17 protein-coding genes are annotated in these 17717 nt (G+C 74.7%); 12 read left to right on the forward strand and 5 right to left on the reverse strand.

What is annotated here, in order from left to right; genetic code table 11:
- Positions 1–3: 3 nt before the first annotated feature.
- Both DSZ44_RS18505 and DSZ44_RS02450 read left to right on the forward strand, forming a co-directional pair.
- The gene (locus DSZ44_RS18505) at positions 4–1023 is read left to right on the forward strand and encodes a GNAT family N-acetyltransferase (protein ID WP_220035060.1); all 1020 of its coding nucleotides are present in this window, start codon (positions 4–6) and stop codon (positions 1021–1023) included.
- 61 nt (positions 1024–1084) lie between these two features.
- Positions 1085–2119 (forward strand): GNAT family N-acetyltransferase, encoded by a 1035-nt coding sequence (locus DSZ44_RS02450; RefSeq protein WP_110850973.1) that lies wholly within the window; start codon positions 1085–1087, stop codon positions 2117–2119.
- A gap of 859 nt (positions 2120–2978) precedes the next feature.
- Here DSZ44_RS02450 and DSZ44_RS02455 read toward each other — a convergent pair.
- Complete coding sequence (locus DSZ44_RS02455) at positions 2979–5435, reverse strand: DNA gyrase/topoisomerase IV subunit A (protein WP_110850974.1); 2457 nt, start codon at positions 5433–5435, stop codon at positions 2979–2981.
- 89 nt (positions 5436–5524) lie between these two features.
- On the opposite strand from DSZ44_RS02455, the gene DSZ44_RS02460 reads away from it, so the two are divergent.
- Genes DSZ44_RS02460 through DSZ44_RS02475 form a run of 4 tightly spaced genes read left to right on the forward strand, consistent with a single transcriptional unit; the run spans position 5525 to position 10623 of the window.
- A complete protein-coding gene (locus DSZ44_RS02460) occupies positions 5525–8233 on the forward strand; it encodes a bifunctional acetate--CoA ligase family protein/GNAT family N-acetyltransferase (protein ID WP_110850975.1) in 2709 nt (902 codons plus the stop codon).
- Positions 8215–8799, forward strand: a complete 585-nt coding sequence (locus DSZ44_RS02465; protein ID WP_110850976.1) for a DUF5998 family protein — start codon at positions 8215–8217, stop codon at positions 8797–8799. The genes DSZ44_RS02460 and DSZ44_RS02465 overlap by 19 nt, the downstream gene beginning before the upstream one ends.
- On the forward strand, positions 8796–9968 hold the full coding sequence (locus DSZ44_RS02470) for an alkaline phosphatase family protein (protein WP_110850977.1): 1173 nt from the start codon (positions 8796–8798) through the stop codon (positions 9966–9968). Before DSZ44_RS02465 ends, DSZ44_RS02470 begins: the two co-directional genes overlap by 4 nt.
- 1 nt (position 9969) lies before the next feature.
- Positions 9970–10623, forward strand: coding sequence for a thymidine kinase (locus tag DSZ44_RS02475; protein WP_110850978.1), 654 nt, complete (start codon positions 9970–9972; stop codon positions 10621–10623).
- A gap of 322 nt (positions 10624–10945) precedes the next feature.
- On the opposite strand, the gene sepH is transcribed toward DSZ44_RS02475, so the two are convergent.
- Positions 10946–12070: a septation protein SepH gene (gene sepH, locus DSZ44_RS02480; protein ID WP_110850979.1), complete on the reverse strand. Its 1125-nt coding sequence runs from the start codon at positions 12068–12070 to the stop codon at positions 10946–10948.
- A 170-nt stretch (positions 12071–12240) separates the two neighbouring features.
- On the opposite strand from sepH, the gene DSZ44_RS02485 reads away from it, so the two are divergent.
- On the forward strand, positions 12241–13053 hold the full coding sequence (locus DSZ44_RS02485) for an inositol monophosphatase family protein (RefSeq protein WP_110850980.1): 813 nt from the start codon (positions 12241–12243) through the stop codon (positions 13051–13053).
- 234 nt (positions 13054–13287) lie between these two features.
- On the forward strand, positions 13288–13587 hold the full coding sequence (locus tag DSZ44_RS02490) for a DUF4193 domain-containing protein (protein WP_110850981.1): 300 nt from the start codon (positions 13288–13290) through the stop codon (positions 13585–13587).
- Here the strand turns inward: DSZ44_RS02490 and DSZ44_RS02495 are convergent.
- Positions 13542–14051 carry a DUF3093 domain-containing protein gene (locus DSZ44_RS02495; RefSeq protein ID WP_181424509.1) on the reverse strand — a complete coding sequence of 170 codons (510 nt, stop codon included), beginning with the start codon at positions 14049–14051 and terminating at the stop codon, positions 13542–13544. The genes DSZ44_RS02490 and DSZ44_RS02495 overlap by 46 nt on opposite strands.
- 160 nt (positions 14052–14211) lie before the next feature.
- Between DSZ44_RS02495 and dut the strand changes: the two genes are divergently transcribed.
- The 4 genes from dut to DSZ44_RS02515 are packed head-to-tail and all read left to right on the forward strand — an operon-like array spanning position 14212 to position 16409.
- Complete coding sequence (gene dut / locus DSZ44_RS02500) at positions 14212–14685, forward strand: dUTP diphosphatase (protein ID WP_258369167.1); 474 nt, start codon at positions 14212–14214, stop codon at positions 14683–14685.
- Positions 14685–15407 carry a DUF3710 domain-containing protein gene (locus DSZ44_RS02505; RefSeq protein WP_110850984.1) on the forward strand — a complete coding sequence of 241 codons (723 nt, stop codon included), beginning with the start codon at positions 14685–14687 and terminating at the stop codon, positions 15405–15407. The genes dut and DSZ44_RS02505 overlap by 1 nt, the downstream gene beginning before the upstream one ends.
- A 4-nt stretch (positions 15408–15411) precedes the next feature.
- The gene (locus DSZ44_RS02510) at positions 15412–15687 is read left to right on the forward strand and encodes a single stranded DNA-binding domain-containing protein (protein ID WP_146237463.1); all 276 of its coding nucleotides are present in this window, start codon (positions 15412–15414) and stop codon (positions 15685–15687) included.
- Positions 15684–16409, forward strand: coding sequence for a DUF3159 domain-containing protein (locus tag DSZ44_RS02515; RefSeq protein ID WP_110850986.1), 726 nt, complete (start codon positions 15684–15686; stop codon positions 16407–16409). The genes DSZ44_RS02510 and DSZ44_RS02515 overlap by 4 nt, the downstream gene beginning before the upstream one ends.
- Here DSZ44_RS02515 and DSZ44_RS02520 read toward each other — a convergent pair.
- Both DSZ44_RS02520 and DSZ44_RS02525 read right to left on the reverse strand, forming a co-directional pair.
- Positions 16345–17019 carry a potassium channel family protein gene (locus DSZ44_RS02520; protein ID WP_110850987.1) on the reverse strand — a complete coding sequence of 225 codons (675 nt, stop codon included), beginning with the start codon at positions 17017–17019 and terminating at the stop codon, positions 16345–16347. The two genes, DSZ44_RS02515 and DSZ44_RS02520, sit on opposite strands and share 65 nt — an antisense overlap.
- Positions 17019–17672: a potassium channel family protein gene (locus DSZ44_RS02525; protein WP_110851323.1), complete on the reverse strand. Its 654-nt coding sequence runs from the start codon at positions 17670–17672 to the stop codon at positions 17019–17021. Before DSZ44_RS02525 ends, DSZ44_RS02520 begins: the two co-directional genes overlap by 1 nt.
- Between the last annotated feature and the right edge of the window lie 45 nt (positions 17673–17717).

The raw sequence follows: 17717 nt of genomic DNA on the forward strand, positions 1-17717 counted from the left end.
GACATGCCCGACACCCTTCCCGACCGCGCCGCCCCGCCGGCCCAGGCCACTCTGCCCGCCCCCCACCTCGGCCTCACCTGGCGGCCGCTGACGACCGACGACGTCGACCTCGTCCTCGCGCTCATCGAGCGCTGCGAGGCCGTCGACCAGCCCGTGCTGCGTACGGCGCGGGCGCAGGTGGAGGAGGTCCTCGGACGCCCGGGGACCGGCATGAAGGCCGACAGCCTGGGGGGCCTGGACAGCTCCGGCGAGCTGCGCGCCGCGGCCTTCGTCCACGCGCCGCTCGGTGATGAGACCCACGCCAGGGTGTTCATCAGCGCGTCGGTGGACCCGTCGTGGCGCGAGCGCGGCATCGGCCGCGCCCTGCTCACCTGGCAGGACGACCGCGCCCGCCAGGTGCTCGCCACGCTCGACCCCAGCCTTCCCGGCCGCATCGCCGCCTACGTCGACGAGGACCTCGAGGACCGCCGTCGCCTCTACGCCGCGGCCGGGTTCAGCCCCAAGCGCACGTTCCGCGAGATGCGGCTGCGGCTCACTGAGCCGCCGGTCGCCGTCGACGTCCCCGAGGGCTACGAGATCCGGCAGTGGAGCCCCGAGATCGACGACGCCGTCCGCGAGGCCCACAACGAGGCGTTCCGCGACCACTGGGGCTCCCAGCCCGTCGCGGAGTCCACCTGGGCTGCCTCGCACCGCTCGCTCGAGTCGGCCTGGAGCGTGGTCGCCGTCCACCTCGAGACCGGCGACGTCGCGGGCTACGCGCTGACGGCCCGCCACGAGCACCAGTGGCAGGCGCTGGGCCACACCGAGGGCTACACCGAGCTCCTCGGCGTGCTGCGCCCGCACCGCGGCTCGGGCGTGGCCCGTGCGCTGCTCTCCGCCGTCCTCACCGCGCTGTACCGCGACGGCATCGAGGTGGCGGCCCTCGACGTCGACATGGAGAACCCCTCGGGGGCGCACCGCTTCTACGAGCGCATGGGGTACGAGCCGCAGGGCGCCCGGATCCTCTACACGATCGAGGTGTGACGCGTCCCGCTCGGCGGTGCCGCCGGTAGGCCGCGACGCGGTGAGCACGTATCGTCGGACCATGCTCGAGGACTACGACGGCGCCACCCGCGCCCCGGCGCCCGGCGCGGGCGGGACCGGCGTCGAGCTGCCGCAGGGGCACGGCCTGCGGTGGCAGTGGCTGACCGTGGAGAGCAACGCCGCGCTCGTCGAGCTCCTCGCCCGCATCGAGGAGCACGACGACCCGCCCTACCGGACCACCCTCGAGGAGTCCGCGGAGACCTTCGTCGCGGTGGGCGCGGACGCCGGCAACGCCAAGGTCATCGGCATCGACGCCGACGGCGTGCCCCGCGCCTACGCGATCGTGCGGGTGCGCCCCACGGCCGGCACCTACCGGGCCCTGTGCGACGGCGGGGTCGACCCGGCGTGGCGCAGCCACGGCATCGGCGCGACCCTGCTGGGCTGGCAGCTGCGCGCCGCCCGCACCATCCTCGACGCCGCCGGGCAGGACAACGCCCTGGCCGTCGTCCACGTCGAGGACAACATGACCCATGCCCAGACGATGCTGCGCCTGGCAGGCTTCGTGCCCACCCGCTGGTACACCGAGATGCGCCGGGACCTCGCGCTGCCGCTGCCCGAGGTCCAGCCCAAGGGCAAGGTGACCATCGAGCCGTGGGACCCGGCCCTGGACGACGCCGTGCGCCGCGCACACAACGACGCCTTCAAGGACCAGTGGGGCGGGGAGCAGCACACCGCCGAGACCTGGCTCCAGGGCCGGACGTACTTCGCGCCGCAGTGGAGCTTCATCGCCCTGGACCGCACGAGTGACCGTGCCCGCGTGGCCGGCTACCTCATGTCCGGGCGCTACGAGGGCGACTGGGAGGCGCAGGGCTGGACCGAGGGCTACACCGAGATCCTCGGCGTCCGCGAGGAGTGGCGCGGGATGCGGGTGGCCACGGCGCTCCTCGTCACCGCGATGCGCGCCTACGCTGCCGACGGCATGGAGTACGCGGGCCTCGGCGTCGACTCGCCCGCCCCCGACGGCGACTTCGGACTGTTCGGCCAGCTCGGCTACGAGCCCACCCGCCACTCCCTGATGTTCACCCGCGCAGTCTGATCCAGCCCGGCCGCGGCCCGGTCCCCTCCCTCGCCGACAGCTGAGTTGTTACCAGCCCGTCGCGCCGACAGACCACGTCCCGCCGACCGCGCCCGGCGCGCCGACAGCTGAGTTGTTACCAGTCCGTCGCGCGCCGACTGAGCCCGTCGCGCGCCGACAGCTGAGTTGTTACCAGCCCGTCGCGCGCCGACAGCGCCCGTCGCGCCGACAGCTGAGTTGTTACCAGCCCGTCGAGTCCGCGGGGGCGGGGGCGGCCGCGTCGCGGCCGTAGGCTGGCGAGCGCGCACCGACTTCCGTCGGCCCCGTTCTCATCAGCCGACAGCTGGATCTGCGCTCCCGCGCCGTCACGCCGACCGGGCACCTGCGACCGTCGGCGGTCCCGCTCCCCGCCGTTCCCGACTGGGCCACGACCGACGAGCCGACGCCGACGGGTGTGTCGGAACCGGTGCCCGTCGGTTGAGCGGCGAGGCGACGCGCGGAAACGCGGCTGTCGGCGGATTCCGGTTGTCGATGACACGTAACAACTCAGCTGTCGGCGCACGCACGCGTGACACTCGGCTGTCGGCGCGAGTAACAACTCAGCTGTCGGCGCACACGTGACTGCTCGGCTGTCGGTGCGAGTAACAACTCGGCTGTCGGCGCGAGTAACAACTCAGCTGTCGGCGCACATGTGACTGCTCGGCTGTCGGCGGATTCTGGCTGTCGATGACACGTAACAACTCAGCTGTCGGCGCGAGTAACAACTCAGCTGTCGGCGATGGGGGAGGATCCGCTGTTGGCGCGGGGGAGGGCTCGGCTGGCGGGGCTGGGCGAGAGCTCCGCTGTGGGCGAGAGGTGGGCTGTGGGCGGGTGAGCGGGGTCAGCCGATGGCGGCGACCGGGGCGGGGAGGGGGCGGCCGGAGCCGTCGCGGCGCTCGTCGACCTCGGGCAGGTCGACCGGCTGCCCGCCCGAGCCCACCGCGCGGATCGGCTCGAGACCGACCCACGCCGTCGTCAGAGCGTCCTCACCGCGCAGGAAGCGCTGCGCGCGGACGCCGCCGGTGGCGCGGCCCTTCCCGGGGAAGCGGTCGAACGGCGTGACCTTCGCGCTTCCCGGCACCGTGCCCGGCAGCGCCGTGGAGGACCCGGCGACGGTGACGACGAGGCTGCGGGAGACGTCGTCGGGGTGGACGACGCCAAAACCGACGACGCGCGCGTCCTCGGGCATCTTGATCCCGGCCATGCCGCCCGCGCCGCGCCCCTGGGGGCGCACGGCGGAGGCGGCGAAGTGGAGCAGGTGCGCCTCGGTCGTCACGAGGACGAGGCGGTGCTCGTCGGGCGCGTGCGCGGCCCCGACGACGGCGTCGCCCGGCTTGAGGGAGACGACTTCCCACGCGTCGCCCTTGCCGGGGCGGTCGGTGGGGCTGACACGCTTGACCGTGCCACCGGCGGTGGCCAGGGCGAGGGGCGGGGCGTCGTCGTCCAGGCGGGTCAGGCCCACCACCCGCTCACCGGGCTCGAGCTGGAGGAGCTCGCCGATGGGGGCGCCGCCGGAGAGGCCCGGCGCGGAGTCGGTGGGCGGCAGCGCGGGGGCGTCGAGGACCGACAGCCGCACGCACCGGCCGCTGCTCAGCACGACCCCGACGTCGCCGCGGGTGCGGGCGGGCACGGCGGAGGCGATGGCGTCGTGGGCCACGCGCGGACCCAGGCGCGGGGGCTCCTGCGCGCTGCGGGCGAGCAGCCCCGTGCCGGACAGCGCGACCCAGCAGGGCTCGTCGGGGATCTCGAGCGGCACGCTCGTCCCGGTGCGGCGCGCGGAGGCGGCGGAACCGGTGGCCGGGCCGCCGGCATGCTCGAGGAGCACCGTGCGACGCGGGGTGCCGTGCGTGGCGGCGACCTCGGCGAGCTCGTCGCTGACGACCGTCCGCAGGAGCGCCTCGTCGGCGAGGATCGCGCGCAGCTCCTCGATCTCGCGGGCCAGCGCGTCACGCTCGGCCTCGAGCTCGAGGCGGGAGAACTTCGTCAGGCGGCGCAGGCGCAGCGCGAGGATGTAGTCGGCCTGCGGCTCGGACAGGTCGAACACCATCATGAGCCGCTCGCGGGCGGCGTCGGCGTCGTCGGAGGAGCGGATGACGGCGATGACCTCGTCGATGTCCGCGATCGCGACGAGCAGGCCGGCCACGAGGTGGGCGCGCTCGATGCGCTTGGCGAGCCGGTGCTCGGTGCGGCGGCGCACCACCTGCAGGCGGTGCTGGACGTAGACCGACAGCAGCTCGCGCAGGCCCAGGGTCTGCGGCTGCCCGTCCACGAGCGCGACGTTGTTGATGCCGAAGGAGTCCTCCATCGGCGTGAAGCGGTAGAGCTGCTCGAGGACGGCCTCGGGGTTGAAGGCGTTCTTGATCTCGATGACCAGCCGCAGCCCGTGCGCGCGGTCGGTGTAGTCGGCGACGTCCGAGATGCCCTGGAGCTTCTTGGCGTCCACCGCCTCCTTGATCTTCTCGATGACCCGCTCCGGGCCCACCTGGTAGGGCAGCTCGGTGACGACGATGGCCTTGCGGCGCGCAGTGACGTTCTCCAGGTGCGTGGTCGCGCGGGTGCGGAAGGACCCGCGACCGGTCGCGTAGGCGTCCCGGATCCCGTCCAGGCCGACGATCTTGCCGCCCGAGGGCAGGTCCGGTCCCGGCACGAAGCGCATGAGCTCCTCGAGCGTCGCGTCCGGCTGGGCGATGAGGTGGCGCGCGGCGGCGACGACCTCGACGAGGTTGTGCGGCGGCATGTTCGTGGCCATGCCGACGGCGATGCCCGAGGCGCCGTTGACGAGCAGGTTCGGCATCGCGGCCGGCAGCACCGAGGGCTGGGTGAGCTGGTTGTCGTAGTTGGGGACGAAGTCGACGACGTCCTCGTCCAGCCCCGCGGTCATGAGCAGCGCCGCCGGGGTGAGGCGCGCCTCGGTGTACCGCGGTGCCGCCGGGCCGTCGTCGAGGGACCCGAAGTTGCCGTGCCCGTCGACGAGCGGCACCCGCAGCGAGAACGCCTGCGCCAGGCGGACGAGCGCGTCGTAGATCGCGGTGTCACCGTGGGGGTGGAGCTTGCCCATGACCTCACCGACGACGCGCGCCGACTTCACGTGCCCGCGGTCCGGACGCAGCCCCATGTCGTCCATCTGGAAGAGGATCCGCCGCTGCACGGGCTTGAGCCCGTCCCGCGCGTCGGGCAGCGCGCGGGAGTAGATCACCGAGTAGGCGTACTCGAGGAAGGAGCCCTGCATCTCGCTGGAGACGTCGATGTCGACGACTCGCGACGGCACGGGCGGCGGAGGGGTGCTGCGGCGTGGCATGGGGCCATTGTCCCCGACACGGGCGCCGGTCGGCGCAGCCTGCCCGCCGTGTCCGGGCTCCACCAGAGCCAGACCGGTAGGTTGGGAGGATGAGCGAGGAGGCGCCCCCGTACCCCGCGCACTGGGAGGCCGACGTCGTGCTGCGCGACGGCATCCCGATGCACATCCGCCCGATCCGGCCCGAGGACGCACCGGCGCTGCAGGCCATGCACCAGCGGCAGTCGCCGCTGTCGCAGTACTACCGCTTCTTCGCCCCGATGGAGCGGCTCAGCGAGCGCGACCTGCACCGCTTCACGCACGTGGACCACGACGACCGCGTCGCCCTCGTCCTCACGAGCGGGCAGGACATCCTCGCCGTCGGCCGCTACGACCGGGTGGACCACGACCTCGCCGAGGTGGCCTTCTACGTCGCCGACTCCGAGCACGGCCGCGGCCTCGGGTCCGTGCTCCTCGAGCACCTCGCCGCCGCGGGACGCGAGCGGGGGGTCGTGCGATTCACCGCCGAGGTGCTGCCCGCCAACGCCCGCATGATCCGCGTCTTCCGTGACGCCGGCTACGACGTCCAGCAGGAGCTGGACGACGGCGTGCTGCGCGTGCAGTTCCACATCGAGGAGACCGGCCGCTCGTGGGGCGTCATGGCCGAGCGTGAGCAGCGCGCGGAGTCGCTGAGCATGCGCACGCTCATGGCGGCCGGCTCGGTCGTCGTCGCCGGGCTGGGCGGTCCGGAGCAGGTCTACGCCGAGCGTGCCGCCGTCACCGTCCGCGAGGGCAGCTTCACCGGCCAGGTCCACCTCGTCGGCCTGCCCGACGGCGTGACGGCGGGGCACGCGTCCCTCGCCGCGCTCGCCGAGCGCCTCCGCACGACGGAGGCTCCCGCCCCGGACCTCGCGGTGGTCGCGGGGGACCCGGACGCCGTCGTCGCCGCGGTACCCGAGCTCGCGGCGCTGGGGGTGCACGCCGTCGTCGTCCTGTCCGGCGGCTTCGCCGAGGGCGACGAGGCGGGGCGCCAACGGCAGGAGGAGCTGGCCCGCCGCACCCGCGCGGCCGGGATGCGGCTCCTCGGGCCGGCGTCCTACGGCGTCGTCGCCACCGGTCCCGCGGGGCGGCTGGACGCCACGGTCCGCCACGGCATCGGGCAGGGCGGCCTCGCCCTGTTCTGCCAGTCCGCCGCCGCGGGCAGCGCCCTCCTCGCCGCGGTGCAGCGTCGCGGCATCGGGCTGCGCAGCTTCGTCTCCGCCGGCAACCGCGCGGACGTGTCCGGCAACGACACGATGCAGGCCTGGCAGGACGACCCCGGCATCACCGCCGCCGTCGTCAACCTCGAGTCGATCGGCAACCCGCGCAAGTTCTCACGGATCGCGCGGCGGCTCGGCGCCACCGTCCCGCTCATCACCGTGCTCAGCGGGCAGACGGGCCAGCAGGTGCCGCCCGGGCACGCGGTGCGCACCACGCGCGAGCCACAGCGGGTGCTCGCCCAGATGCTCGACCAGGCAGGGGTGCTCCGCACGCGCAGCACCCAGGAGATGCTCGACCTCGCCCAGCTGCTCGTCTCCCAGCCGCTGCCCCGCGGGCCGCGCACGGCCGTGCTGAGCAACTCCGGCGCGCTGACGAGCGCGATCGCCGGCGCGGCGCGCGGCCACGGCCTGCAGCCGGTGCACGCCGGTGCCCTGCACGCCCTCGCCACGGGGGAGGACTACGCCCGTGAGCTCGCGCGACTGCGGGCAGATGACTCGTGGGACGCGCTCGTCGTCGCGCACGTGCCGCCCCTGGGCGACGGCGACGCCGGCGTGTGGCAGGCCGTCGCGTCGGCGGCGGCGGGGGAGGGGCGGCCCGTCCTCGCGGCCGTCCGGGGGCTGCTCGGCCTCACCGACGAGCTCACCAGTGACGGACGCACCGTGCCCGCCTTCGCCACCACGGCCGACGCCGTCGGCGGCCTCGCCGGCGCCGTCGCCCACGCCCGGTGGCGTGAGGCGGACCGTGGTGAGCTCGTCGACCCCAGCGGGATCGCTCCCGCACGCGCCCGGGAGCTGCTCGCCCCGGCGCTGCGCGGGCTCGGGCCCGGTGAGGTCACGCGGCTCGCGCCCGACGCCGTCGCCGAGCTCCTCGCCTGCTACGGCCTCAGCCTCGTCCCCTCGCGCACCGCGCGGACCGCCGAGGAGGCCGTCGCGGCGGCCCACGACCTCGGGTGGCCGGTGGCGCTCAAGACCCGCGACGAGGTGCTGCGCCACCGTGCCGACCTCGGCGGCGTGCGCCTGGACCTGCGCACCGCCGAGGAGCTCACCGCCGCGATGGCCGCGATGACCCACGACCTCGAGGCCGTGGGCCGCCCCGGCCTCGGCGTCGAGGTCCAGGCCATGGCCCCGCCCGGCGTCGCCTGCGTCGTGCGCGGCACCGAGGACGACCTCTACGGGCCGGTCGTGTCCTTCGGGCTCGGCGGGGACGCCGTCGAGCTCCTCGACGACGTCTCCTACCGCATCCCGCCGCTCACCGACGTCGACGTCGCCCAGATGGTCCGCGCGGCCAAGGCCTCCCCCCGGCTCTTCGGCCACCGCGGCCTTCCGGTCATGGACGTCAAGGCCCTGGAGAACGTCATCGCGCGTGTCTCCGTGCTCGTCGACGACCTGCCGGAGGTGCGTCAGATCCTCCTCAACCCCGTGCTCGTCGGGCGCCGCGGTGCGGCCCTCCTCAGCGCCGTCGTCGAGGTCGCCCCACCCGGGCGCACCGACAGCGGACGACGCGTCCTGCCCGGGGTGGGCGCAAGTGGTGTCAAGATGGAGCCGTGGATCGCCGCAACGTGACGAACGACCTGCAGTCCCGCCTCCGAGCAGACCTGGACCGCGCCGGCTACTACCCGCGGCTCGTCCAGGGTGTGCTCGACATCGCGCTCGCCGGCGAGGAGGTCCGGGCCTACCTCGTGCACCCCGAGACCACCTTCGACTCCCGGGAGGTGCGCCGTCACCTCACCGCCCTCGCCCTGACGCCCACCCGACTGGTCATGGCGCACGTCGACGACGTCCCCGGCAACGAGGTCCCCTCGGCCGCCGCCACCACCGAGGCGGTGCCGATCTCCCGCATCGCCTCCGTCGCCCTCACCCACGGCGTGAGCGACCCGGCCGGCACCCACGGTGGGCTGCGCTCGGACGACCTCACCATCGCCGTGACGTGGGGCGGTGCCCAGCAGGTCGACCTCGCGCCGGCCGGCTGCAGCGACCCCGACTGCGAGGCCGACCACGGCTACACCGGGCTGCTCACCCCGGAGGACGTCGTCGTCCGGGTGAGCGCCCAGGCGGAGGGCTCCGAGGCGCTCGAGCAGGCCCTGGCCTTCGCCCGCGCCCTCTCCGCCGCGACGGTGTCGTCGACGTGACCGAGCTGCCCCCCGACCTGCGCCTGCCCGACTACGACGGCGCGGGGCTGCGCGCCGTGCTGCCCGCCGCCCTCGACGCCGTCGGCGCCCCGACGACGAGCGCCGGCCGCAGCTCGGCGGACGACCGCGAGGCCCTCGGCCTGCCCGAGGCCCGCAAGGTGTGCGTCGTCCTCGTCGACGGCCTGGGCGCCCACATGCTCGCCGAGCGGGGAGGGCACGCCCCCTTCCTGCGCCGGTACCTGGCCGACGGGCTCACCCTCACGAGCGGCTACCCCTCGACGACGGCGGCGAGCCTCACGATGTTCGGCACCGGCTGCCCGCCGGGCCAGACGGGCATGCTCGGCTACACGGTCCGCAACGACGCCGACGGCTCCCTCCTCAACCTCATCAGCTGGGAGGACGCGACCGTCTCCCCCCGGCAGTGGCAGCCCGAGCCCACGCTCGTGGAGCAGCTCGGCACCGAGTCGTGGGGACGGCGCGTGGCGAGCGTCGGCCCGGCGCGCTTCGTCGGCTCCGGGCTCACCGAGGCCGCGCTGCGCGGCCCGCGGTTCGTCGCCGCCGACTCCATGGCCGACCGGGTCGACGCGACCTGCTCGCTGCTGCGCACCCGCGGCACCGACCTCGTCTACCTCTACTGGGGCGACGTCGACAAGATGGGCCACCACCACGGCTGGGGCTCCTGGCAGTGGGGCGAGGCCGTCGAGCTCGTCGACGCGGAGATCTCCCGGCTCGCCCGCCAGCTGCCCAAGGGCACCCTGCTGCTCGTGACCGCCGACCACGGCATGGTCGACCTCGGTCCCGACTCGCGCATCGACGTCGCGACCACCCCGGAGCTCGACCGCGACGTCGCGCTCATCGCGGGGGAGCCGCGCGCCGTCCACGTCCACACCCGGCCGGGGACCGCCCCGGACGTCGCTCGCCGCTGGCGCGACGTGCTGGGGGACAGCGCCTGGGTGCTGCTGCGCGAGGAGGCGGAGGAGATCGGCCTGTTCGGCCCGCTGAGCCAGCGCCACCGCACGACCGTGGGCGACGTCGTCGTCGCGACCCGGGGGCGGCGTGCCGTCGTCGACTCGCGCACGCAGACGCCGTCGTCGATCGCGCTCATCGGGGTGCACGGCTCGCTCACGCCCGCCGAGCTGGAGATCCCGCTCGTGCGGGTGGTGGTGTGAGGTGGCCGAGCTCGCCTTCTTCGCCGGGACGATGGACTCCGGCAAGTCCACCCTCGCCCTGCAGATCGACCACAACTACCGCCGCCGCGGGCTGACCGGACTCATCTTCAGCCGCAACGACCGGGCCGGGAGCGGGGTGCTGTCCTCCCGGCTCGGCCTCGCCGTGGCCGCCGTCGAGGCCGACGACGCGACGAACTTCTGGCAGGAGGTCGTCACCCGGCGTACCCACGGGGAGCGCGTGGACTACCTCGTGTGCGACGAGGCGCAGTTCTACAGCGTCGCCCAGGTCGAGCAGCTCGCCCGGCTCGTCGACGACATGGGCGTGGACGTCTTCGCCTTCGGGATCACCACCGACTTCCGCACCCGGCTCTTCCCCGGTTCCGCGCGGCTGCTCGAGCTCGCCGACCGCGTCGAGCAGCTCCAGGTGCAGTCGCTGTGCTGGTGCGGGCGCCGCGCGACGCACAACGCCCGCACCGTGGACGGGCGGATGGTGACCGAGGGTGAGCAGGTCGTCGTCGGGGACACCGAGGCGGAGCCCGAGCCGGCCGGCGGCGTGGGCTACGAGGTGCTGTGCCGCCGCCACCACGTGCGCCGCGAGACCGCCGCCGTCGCGGGTGCGGCAGAGCTCAGCCCCGAGACCCTGCCGCTCGGCTGAGGACCGCCGCGGCGAGCCTACGCCGGGCGCGGCGGCGCGGCGGCTGCGCGTGATCCGCACCCACGTCCGCCGGGAGGCGGGTTGAGCGACACCTGTCCCGGCGTGTCGCCCGCGTGTCGCCGAGTTGTGTGCAGATCAGCGACGGCGTCCCGTCGGCCGGCGCTGGCGCGGCGGCCGCGGGTGGTCGCCGGCGGCGGCGCGACGGCTGCGCGTGATCCGCACCCAAGTCCGCCGGGAGGCGGGTTGAGCGACACCTGTCCCGGCGTGTCGCCCGCGTGTCGCCGAGTTGTGTGCAGATCAGCGACGGCCGGGCCGGCGCCGGCTACTCCGGCTTGGCGCCGAAGACGATCTCGTCCCAGCTCGGCACGCTGGCGCGGCGGCCGCGGCTCGGGCGTCGCTTCGTCTCCTTGGCCTCGCCGTCCCGGCGCTGCGCCGGTCCCTGCGCGGCCCGGCGGCCCTGGCCCTCCCCGGTGCGCTGCTGGGCAGGCTCCTCGGCACTCGTCGCGGCGGGCGTGGCGGCGGGCGGCGTGGAGGGGGCCGGCTCGGGCTCCTCGGCGGGACGGGCGTCTCGGGGCATCGGCAGCACCTGGGCGTCGATCGCCTCGTGGGCGCGCGACGCCGGAGGGTGCGCGGCCGGGGGGAGCCCCCAGTCGTCGTCGTCCTCCTCGAGGGGCTCGAGCTCGGGGCGCGTGCCACGCGTGGCACGCAGCTCGGCCAGGAGGTCGTCGGTGCTCGCGGCGGGCAGGTCCCCGTAACCGAGGTCCTCCTCGGGCTCGGCGTCGGTGAGGTCGGCGTCGACGGCCGCCAGCGCCGGGCCGAGGTCGCCGTCGGCCTCGACGTCGTAGAGCCGCACCGGCATGAGATGGCGACGGGAGGGGGTGGCGGCGGCGACCTCGGTCTCGGAGAGCCAGCGGCCCTCGTCGTCCAGCGCGTGGGTGGTGCGCGCGGCCATGTCGACCTCCCAGCGGGCCTCGCGCTGCTTGTCACCGGCGGTGAAGCGCGCGACGAGCTCCCACGAGCGGTCCTGGCCGCGCACGGCGTCCCACTCGATCTCCGGTGCGCGCACCCCGCGGGTGGCGAGCCGGTCGAGGACGAGGTCGCCCAGCGAGGGGGAGTCCTCGGCGCGGCCGACCGTGAAGCGGCGCGCCTGCTCGACCACCCAGCTGCGCTCGGCGAGCACCGGGCCCTCGTAGCGCTTGACGTGCTCGACAGGCAGCCCGGCGGCCTCCGCGACCTCCACGGCCGTGGCGCCGGCCCGGATGCGGGCCTGGATCTCCTTGGGCCGCAACCCGGCGCCGGCGCGGATCTGCTCGAGCTGGGGCCGGTCGCGCCGGACGGCAGCCCGCAGCGCGTCGTCGACCAGCAGGCGGTACCGCTGGCCGTCCGGACCGGCGAGCGTGAGGTGCTCGCCGTCGCCGTGCAGCCCGACGAGTTCGAGCTCTAGCATGTCGTCCCCCTTCGAGGTATGGGTCGAGGGTGCCACCGCTCGCCGCCCGGATGGCGGATTCCCGCCGGTGTGTTCGCCAGGGTGCTGACAGCATGGACCCGTGCGGCCGCCGGACCGGGGAGGTGCCCCGGCGTGGCACGGCCCGCCCGACGCCGCCGAGGAAGGACACCATGACCGACACCACCGCAGTCAGCCAGGAGCTCATGGAGATCGCCGAGGCCGTCGCCCGGGAGGCCGGCGACCTCGTGCGCGCCGCGCTCGGCGGGTCGGTCACCGTGGCCGCGACGAAGAGCAGCGGGGTCGACCTCGTCACCGAGGTGGACCAGGCGGCCGAGGCGCTCATCCGCCGGCGCCTCGCCGAGCTGCGCCCCGACGACGGCGTGCTCGGGGAGGAGGAGGGCTGGCAGGCCGGCTCCTCCGGCCTCGTCTGGGTGGTCGACCCCATCGACGGGACGACGAACTTCGTCTACGGCCTGCCCGGCTACTCGGTGAGCATCGCCGTGGCCCGCGCGGAGGGTGAGGACCCCTTCGCCTGGGAGCTGCTCGCCGGCGCCGTCCACGCCCCGGCCACCGGGCAGACGTGGTCCGCCGCCCGCGGTGGTGGCGCCTACGCCGACGGCGAGCGGCTCACCATCGGGGCGCCGGCGCAGCTCGCCACGGCCCTCGTGGGGACCGGTTTCGCCTACACCGCCGACCGTCGGGCCGGGCAGGCGCGGGTGCTGGCCGCGGTCCTGCCGGAGGTCCGCGACATCCGGCGGCTCGGGTCCGCGGCGATGGACCTGTGCCTCGTCGCCGCAGGCGCCATGGACGTCTTCTTCGAGCGCTACCTCAACCCGTGGGACATGGCGGCGGGCGCGCTCGTCGTCACCGAGGCGGGCGGGGTCGTGGAGCGGGTCGGGGAGGGCGTCGAGGGGCTGACCGTCGCGGGCCCGGCCACGCTCGTCGAGCAGCTCCTCGACGTCGTGCGCCCGGCCCTGCGCTGAGCGGCGCGCACGGCCGGGAGATTCCGGTCACACCAGGGTGTGGATCGCACTCGACAACGCGCGGATCTTGGCGGAAACTGTGCACTTCGTGCGGTCCCGACCGCGACGGCGGCCCATCCGATGGTGCACAATCCGGGTGCCGCGGGAACAACGAGGGGCTCTCGACGTTCCTGAGGTACGGCACGCGTGCCGTGCCCCTGACACAACTAAGACGAACCGGAGCGTGACGTCTACATGGCGACCGACTACGACGCGCCTCGCAAGAACGAGGAGGACCTCTCCGAGGACTCGATCGAGGAGCTCAAGGCCCGTCGGGCCGAGAAGAGCTCACCCTCGGTCGACGAGGACGAGGCGGAGGCCGCCGAGGGCTTCGAGCTCCCCGGTGCGGACCTCAGCAACGAAGAGCTCTCCGTCCGGGTGCTGCCGCGCCAGGCCGACGAGTTCACCTGCTCGCGGTGCTTCCTCGTGCACCACCGCAGCCAGCTCGCCTACGAGGACGGCGGCCAGCTCGTCTGCTCGGAGTGCGCTGCCTGACCTGCCCGTCCCAGGGCCGCGGCCAGCTCGGTAGGACGTCGGCTGGCCACGAGCCAGTAGGGCGCCGGGTCTCGCGGGTCGACGACCTCCACACGGACTCCCCGCCGCACCCACGGGCGCTGGCAGAGGAAGGCGCGGGCATCGGCCTGCGGACCCATGGCCGCAACCATCGCCTCGGCGTCGAGCACCTCGGTCCTCCCGAGGTGCTCGGCGCCGATTCGTGCGTTCGCGGCATGCAGCACCGGCCCCGTGCCCAGCTCCTCGTCCCCGAGGTCGACGACGACGCGCGGTGAGGTCACGAGCAGGACGACGACGACGGCGATCACCGCTACCGCCCCCACGACGTAGCCGGCCGTCGCGCTGAAGGGCCACACGAGCGCGCCGACCGCGACGCCGGCGAGCGCGCCGAGCACGACGTTCACCGGCCGGGGGTACAGGCGCTCGGAGAAGATGACGGAGTCCACGGCTCTACTCTCCCACCCCCCAATGCCTCCCCAACGCCGCAGCTGGTCGGTTGACCGACGCCGTCGGGCGTTCAGGCGTCAGCCGGGCGACCAGCTGCGACGGTGGGGGTGGGTGGACGGTGGTTGGGGGACGGCGGCCGGGGTCAGTACAGTCGCGGGCGTGAGTGACTACGTCGACGTCCCGCTTCTCCGGCTCGACCCGGAGCTGCCCGCGCCGTCCTACGCCCACCCCGGGGACGCCGGGGCCGACCTTCGTGCCCGGCACGACGTCGAGCTGGGCCCGGGGGAGCGGGCCGTGGTCCCCACCGGGGTCGCGATCGCGCTGCCGGACGGCTGGGCCGCATTCGTCCACCCGCGCTCCGGGCTGGCGGCCCGGCACGGTGTCACCGTGGTCAACGCGCCGGGTACCGTGGACGCTGGGTTCCGCGGTGAGATCAACGTGATCCTCCTCAACACCGACCTCCGGGAGACGGTGCGGATCGCGCGCGGCGACCGTGTGGCGCAGCTGGTCGTGCAGCGTGTCGCGCAGGCCCGGTTCGCCGAGGTCGAGGACCTGCCCGAGTCGGTACGCGGCACGGGCGGGCTGGGGTCAACGGGTGGCTGGACGGTCACCGGAGCAGGAGGCAGGAACTGATGGGGCTCTTCTCACGACGCCGCAAGGATGACGAGGCCGCGCCGGCCGAGACCGATGCGCAGACCGACGACGCACCCGCGGAGGACGAGGCCGCCGCGGCCGCCCCCACGGGCCGCGGCCCCTGGGACGTCGCCGACGTCCCCGAGCTCGGGCAGCGCCTCGACCTCGGCGCGCTGCGCGTGCCCGCCCGCCCCGGCCTCAAGCTGCGGATGGAGATGGACAAGCGCACCCGCCAGGTGGTGGCCACGAGCCTGTCGGTCTCCGGCTCCGCCCTCCAGCTCCAGGCCTTCGCCGCCCCCCGCTCCGGCGGGCTGTGGGCGGACCTGCGCCCCGAGATCGTCGCCTCGGTCGAGAAGCAGGGCGGCACGGCCGACGAGGTCGCCGGCCCCTTCGGCCGCGAGATCCTCGCCCGCCTGCCCGTCACCAGCCAGGACGGGCGCATGGGCCACCGTCCCGCGCGCTTCATCGGCGCCGACGGGCCCCGCTGGTTCCTGCGTGGCGTCCTCAGCGGGCGCGCCGCCGTCGACCCCGACGCCGCCACCGAGCTCGAGGACCTCTTCGCCGACGTCGTCGTCGTCCGCGGGCAGGAGGCCCGTCCGCCCCGTGACGTCCTCGTGCTGCGCGTGCCCGGGAAGGCGAACGAGGAGGCGACGGCGGAGGAGACCCCGACGACGTCCTTCGACCCGCTCGCCCGCGGCCCCGAGATCACCGAGATCCGCTGAGGACGTGAGCCTTTCCGTGGCCGAGGCCCCCAGCCGGCGGCGCACCCGCGTCGTGGGCGTGCTCGTGGCCGTCACCTACCGCCCCTCGGGATCGCCCGTGGGTCTCGTGGGCCGGCTCACGGACGGCCGCACCGAGGTGGACCTCGTGTGGCTGGGCCGCCGCGAGATCCCCGGCATCGCCCCCGGTCGTCGCCTCGTCGCCGAGGGGGTCGTCTACACCGGCGGCCTGCGCCCCACCATCTTCAACCCGGCCTACCGGCTGCTGCGGGAGGACTCATGACCACCGGCCCCACCGACCCGGGCCACGCCCCGGACAGCGCGCCGGAGGCGGTCGCCGAGGCGGTGACCCGCTCCCGGATGAGCCAGCTCGCCGGGCAGGACTTCTCGGTCGCCGACGCCGTCGGCGGCGTCCGCGGCCTCGTCGAGTCGGTGGCGCCCGGGCTCGTCTTCGTCGTCGTCTACCTCGTCGCGGGCCAGCAGCTGGCGGCCCCGCTCGTCGCCTCCCTCGCCGTGGCCGTCGTCCTCGTCGTCGCCCGCCTCGTCGGCGGCACGCCGGTCACCCAGGCGCTCGGCGGCGTCGTCGGAGTCGTCGTCGGCGTCGTGTGGGCGTGGCGCTCCGGCGAGGCGCAGGACTACTTCGCCCTGGGCCTGTGGACCAACGGCGTCTACGCGGCCGCGCTCCTCGTGAGCATCCTCGTCCGCTGGCCCCTCGTCGGCGTCGTCGTCGCGCTCCTGCGGCAGGAGGGCTTCACCTGGCGCACCGACCCCGTGCAGCGTCCGCGGCTGCGTCGCTACACCGCCGCGACGTGGCTGTGGATCGGGCTCTTCGTCGCTCGCCTGGCCGTCCAGCTGCCTCTCTACCTCGACGCCTCGACCGCGTGGCTCGGGACTGCCCGCCTCGTCATGGGCGTCCCGCTGTGGGCCCTGGCCCTGTGGATCACGTGGCTGCTGGTGCGGGAGCGACCAGCCGCTGCAGCGCAGCCGGGTCCGCCCGCTCGCTGAGCACGAGGACGAGCCGGTCACCGGCGACCACCCGCTCGTCCGGGTCCGGCGGCACCGGCTCACCGGCGCGGATGATCGCCGAGAGGAAGCATCCCGGCCCCCAGTCGAGCTCGCGCACGGTCGCGCCGGCGACGGCGGAGCCCGGCGCGAGGGTGACCTCGTGCAGGCTCGTGCCCGAGCCGTGGAAGGAGAAGATCCGGACGAGGTCGCCGACGGTGACGGCCTCCTCGACCAGCGCCGTCATGATCCGCGGCGTGGAGACCTGGACGTCCACGCCCCACGCGGAGTCGAACATCCACTCGTTCTTCGGGTTGTTCACGCGGGCGACGACGCGCGGCACCCCGAACTCGGTCTTGGCGAGGAGCGAGACGACGAGGTTCGCCTTGTCGTCGCCCGTCGCGGCGACGATGACGTCGCAGGAGTCCACGCCGGCCTCGGCGAGGCTGGAGATCTCGCAGGCGTCGGCAAGCTGCCACTCGGCGTCGGCCACCGAGGCGATGCGCATGGCGGCGGGCTGCCGGTCGATCAGGGTCACCGAGTGCCCGTGGGACAGCAGCTCTCGGGCGATGGACCGGCCCACGCTGCCGGCCCCGGCGATGACGACGCGCATCAGACCTCCTCCTCGCGCGGGGGAGCGGACAGCACCCGCTGCACCTGCTCGACGGCGTCGGTGACGGCGAGGACGTGGAGCAGGTCACCGTCCTGCAGGACCGTGCCGGCGTCCGGCAGCAGGCCAGAGCCGTGCCGGGTGAGGAAGGCCGCCCGCGCCCCGGACGCCGCCTCGAGGTCGACGAGCGGACGTCCCACCCACCCGTCGTGGACGTCGAGCTGGACGAGGGACACCCGCCCCGAGGCGTCGCGGTAGTCGGCTGCGCCACCGGCCGGCAGGAGGCGCCGCAGCACCTGGTCGGCCGTCCACCGCACCGTGGCCACCGTGGGGATGCCCAGGCGCTCGTACACCTCCGCGCGCCGCGGGTCGTAGATCCGGGCGACGACGCTCCTCACCCCGAAGGTCTCGCGGGCCACGCGGGCAGCGAGCACGTTGGAGTTGTCACCGCTGGAGACGGCGGCGAAGCCGTAGGCGTCCTCGATGCCGGTCTGGGACAGGGCGTCGCGGTCGAAGCCGAGGCCGGTGACCCGCTGACCGGAGAAGTCCTCGGGCAGGCGCCGGAAGCTGTCGGGGTTCTGGTCGAGGACGGCCACCGAGTGGCCCTGCTCCTCGAGCTGGGCGGCGAGGGAGGATCCCACGCGGCCGCAGCCCATGATGACGAAGTGCACGTCGGCACGCTATCGCGCGCAGGCCTAGCA

The sequence above is a fragment of the Georgenia satyanarayanai genome, assembly GCF_900116375.1.
Lineage (GTDB): Bacteria > Actinomycetota > Actinomycetes > Actinomycetales > Actinomycetaceae > Oceanitalea > Oceanitalea nanhaiensis.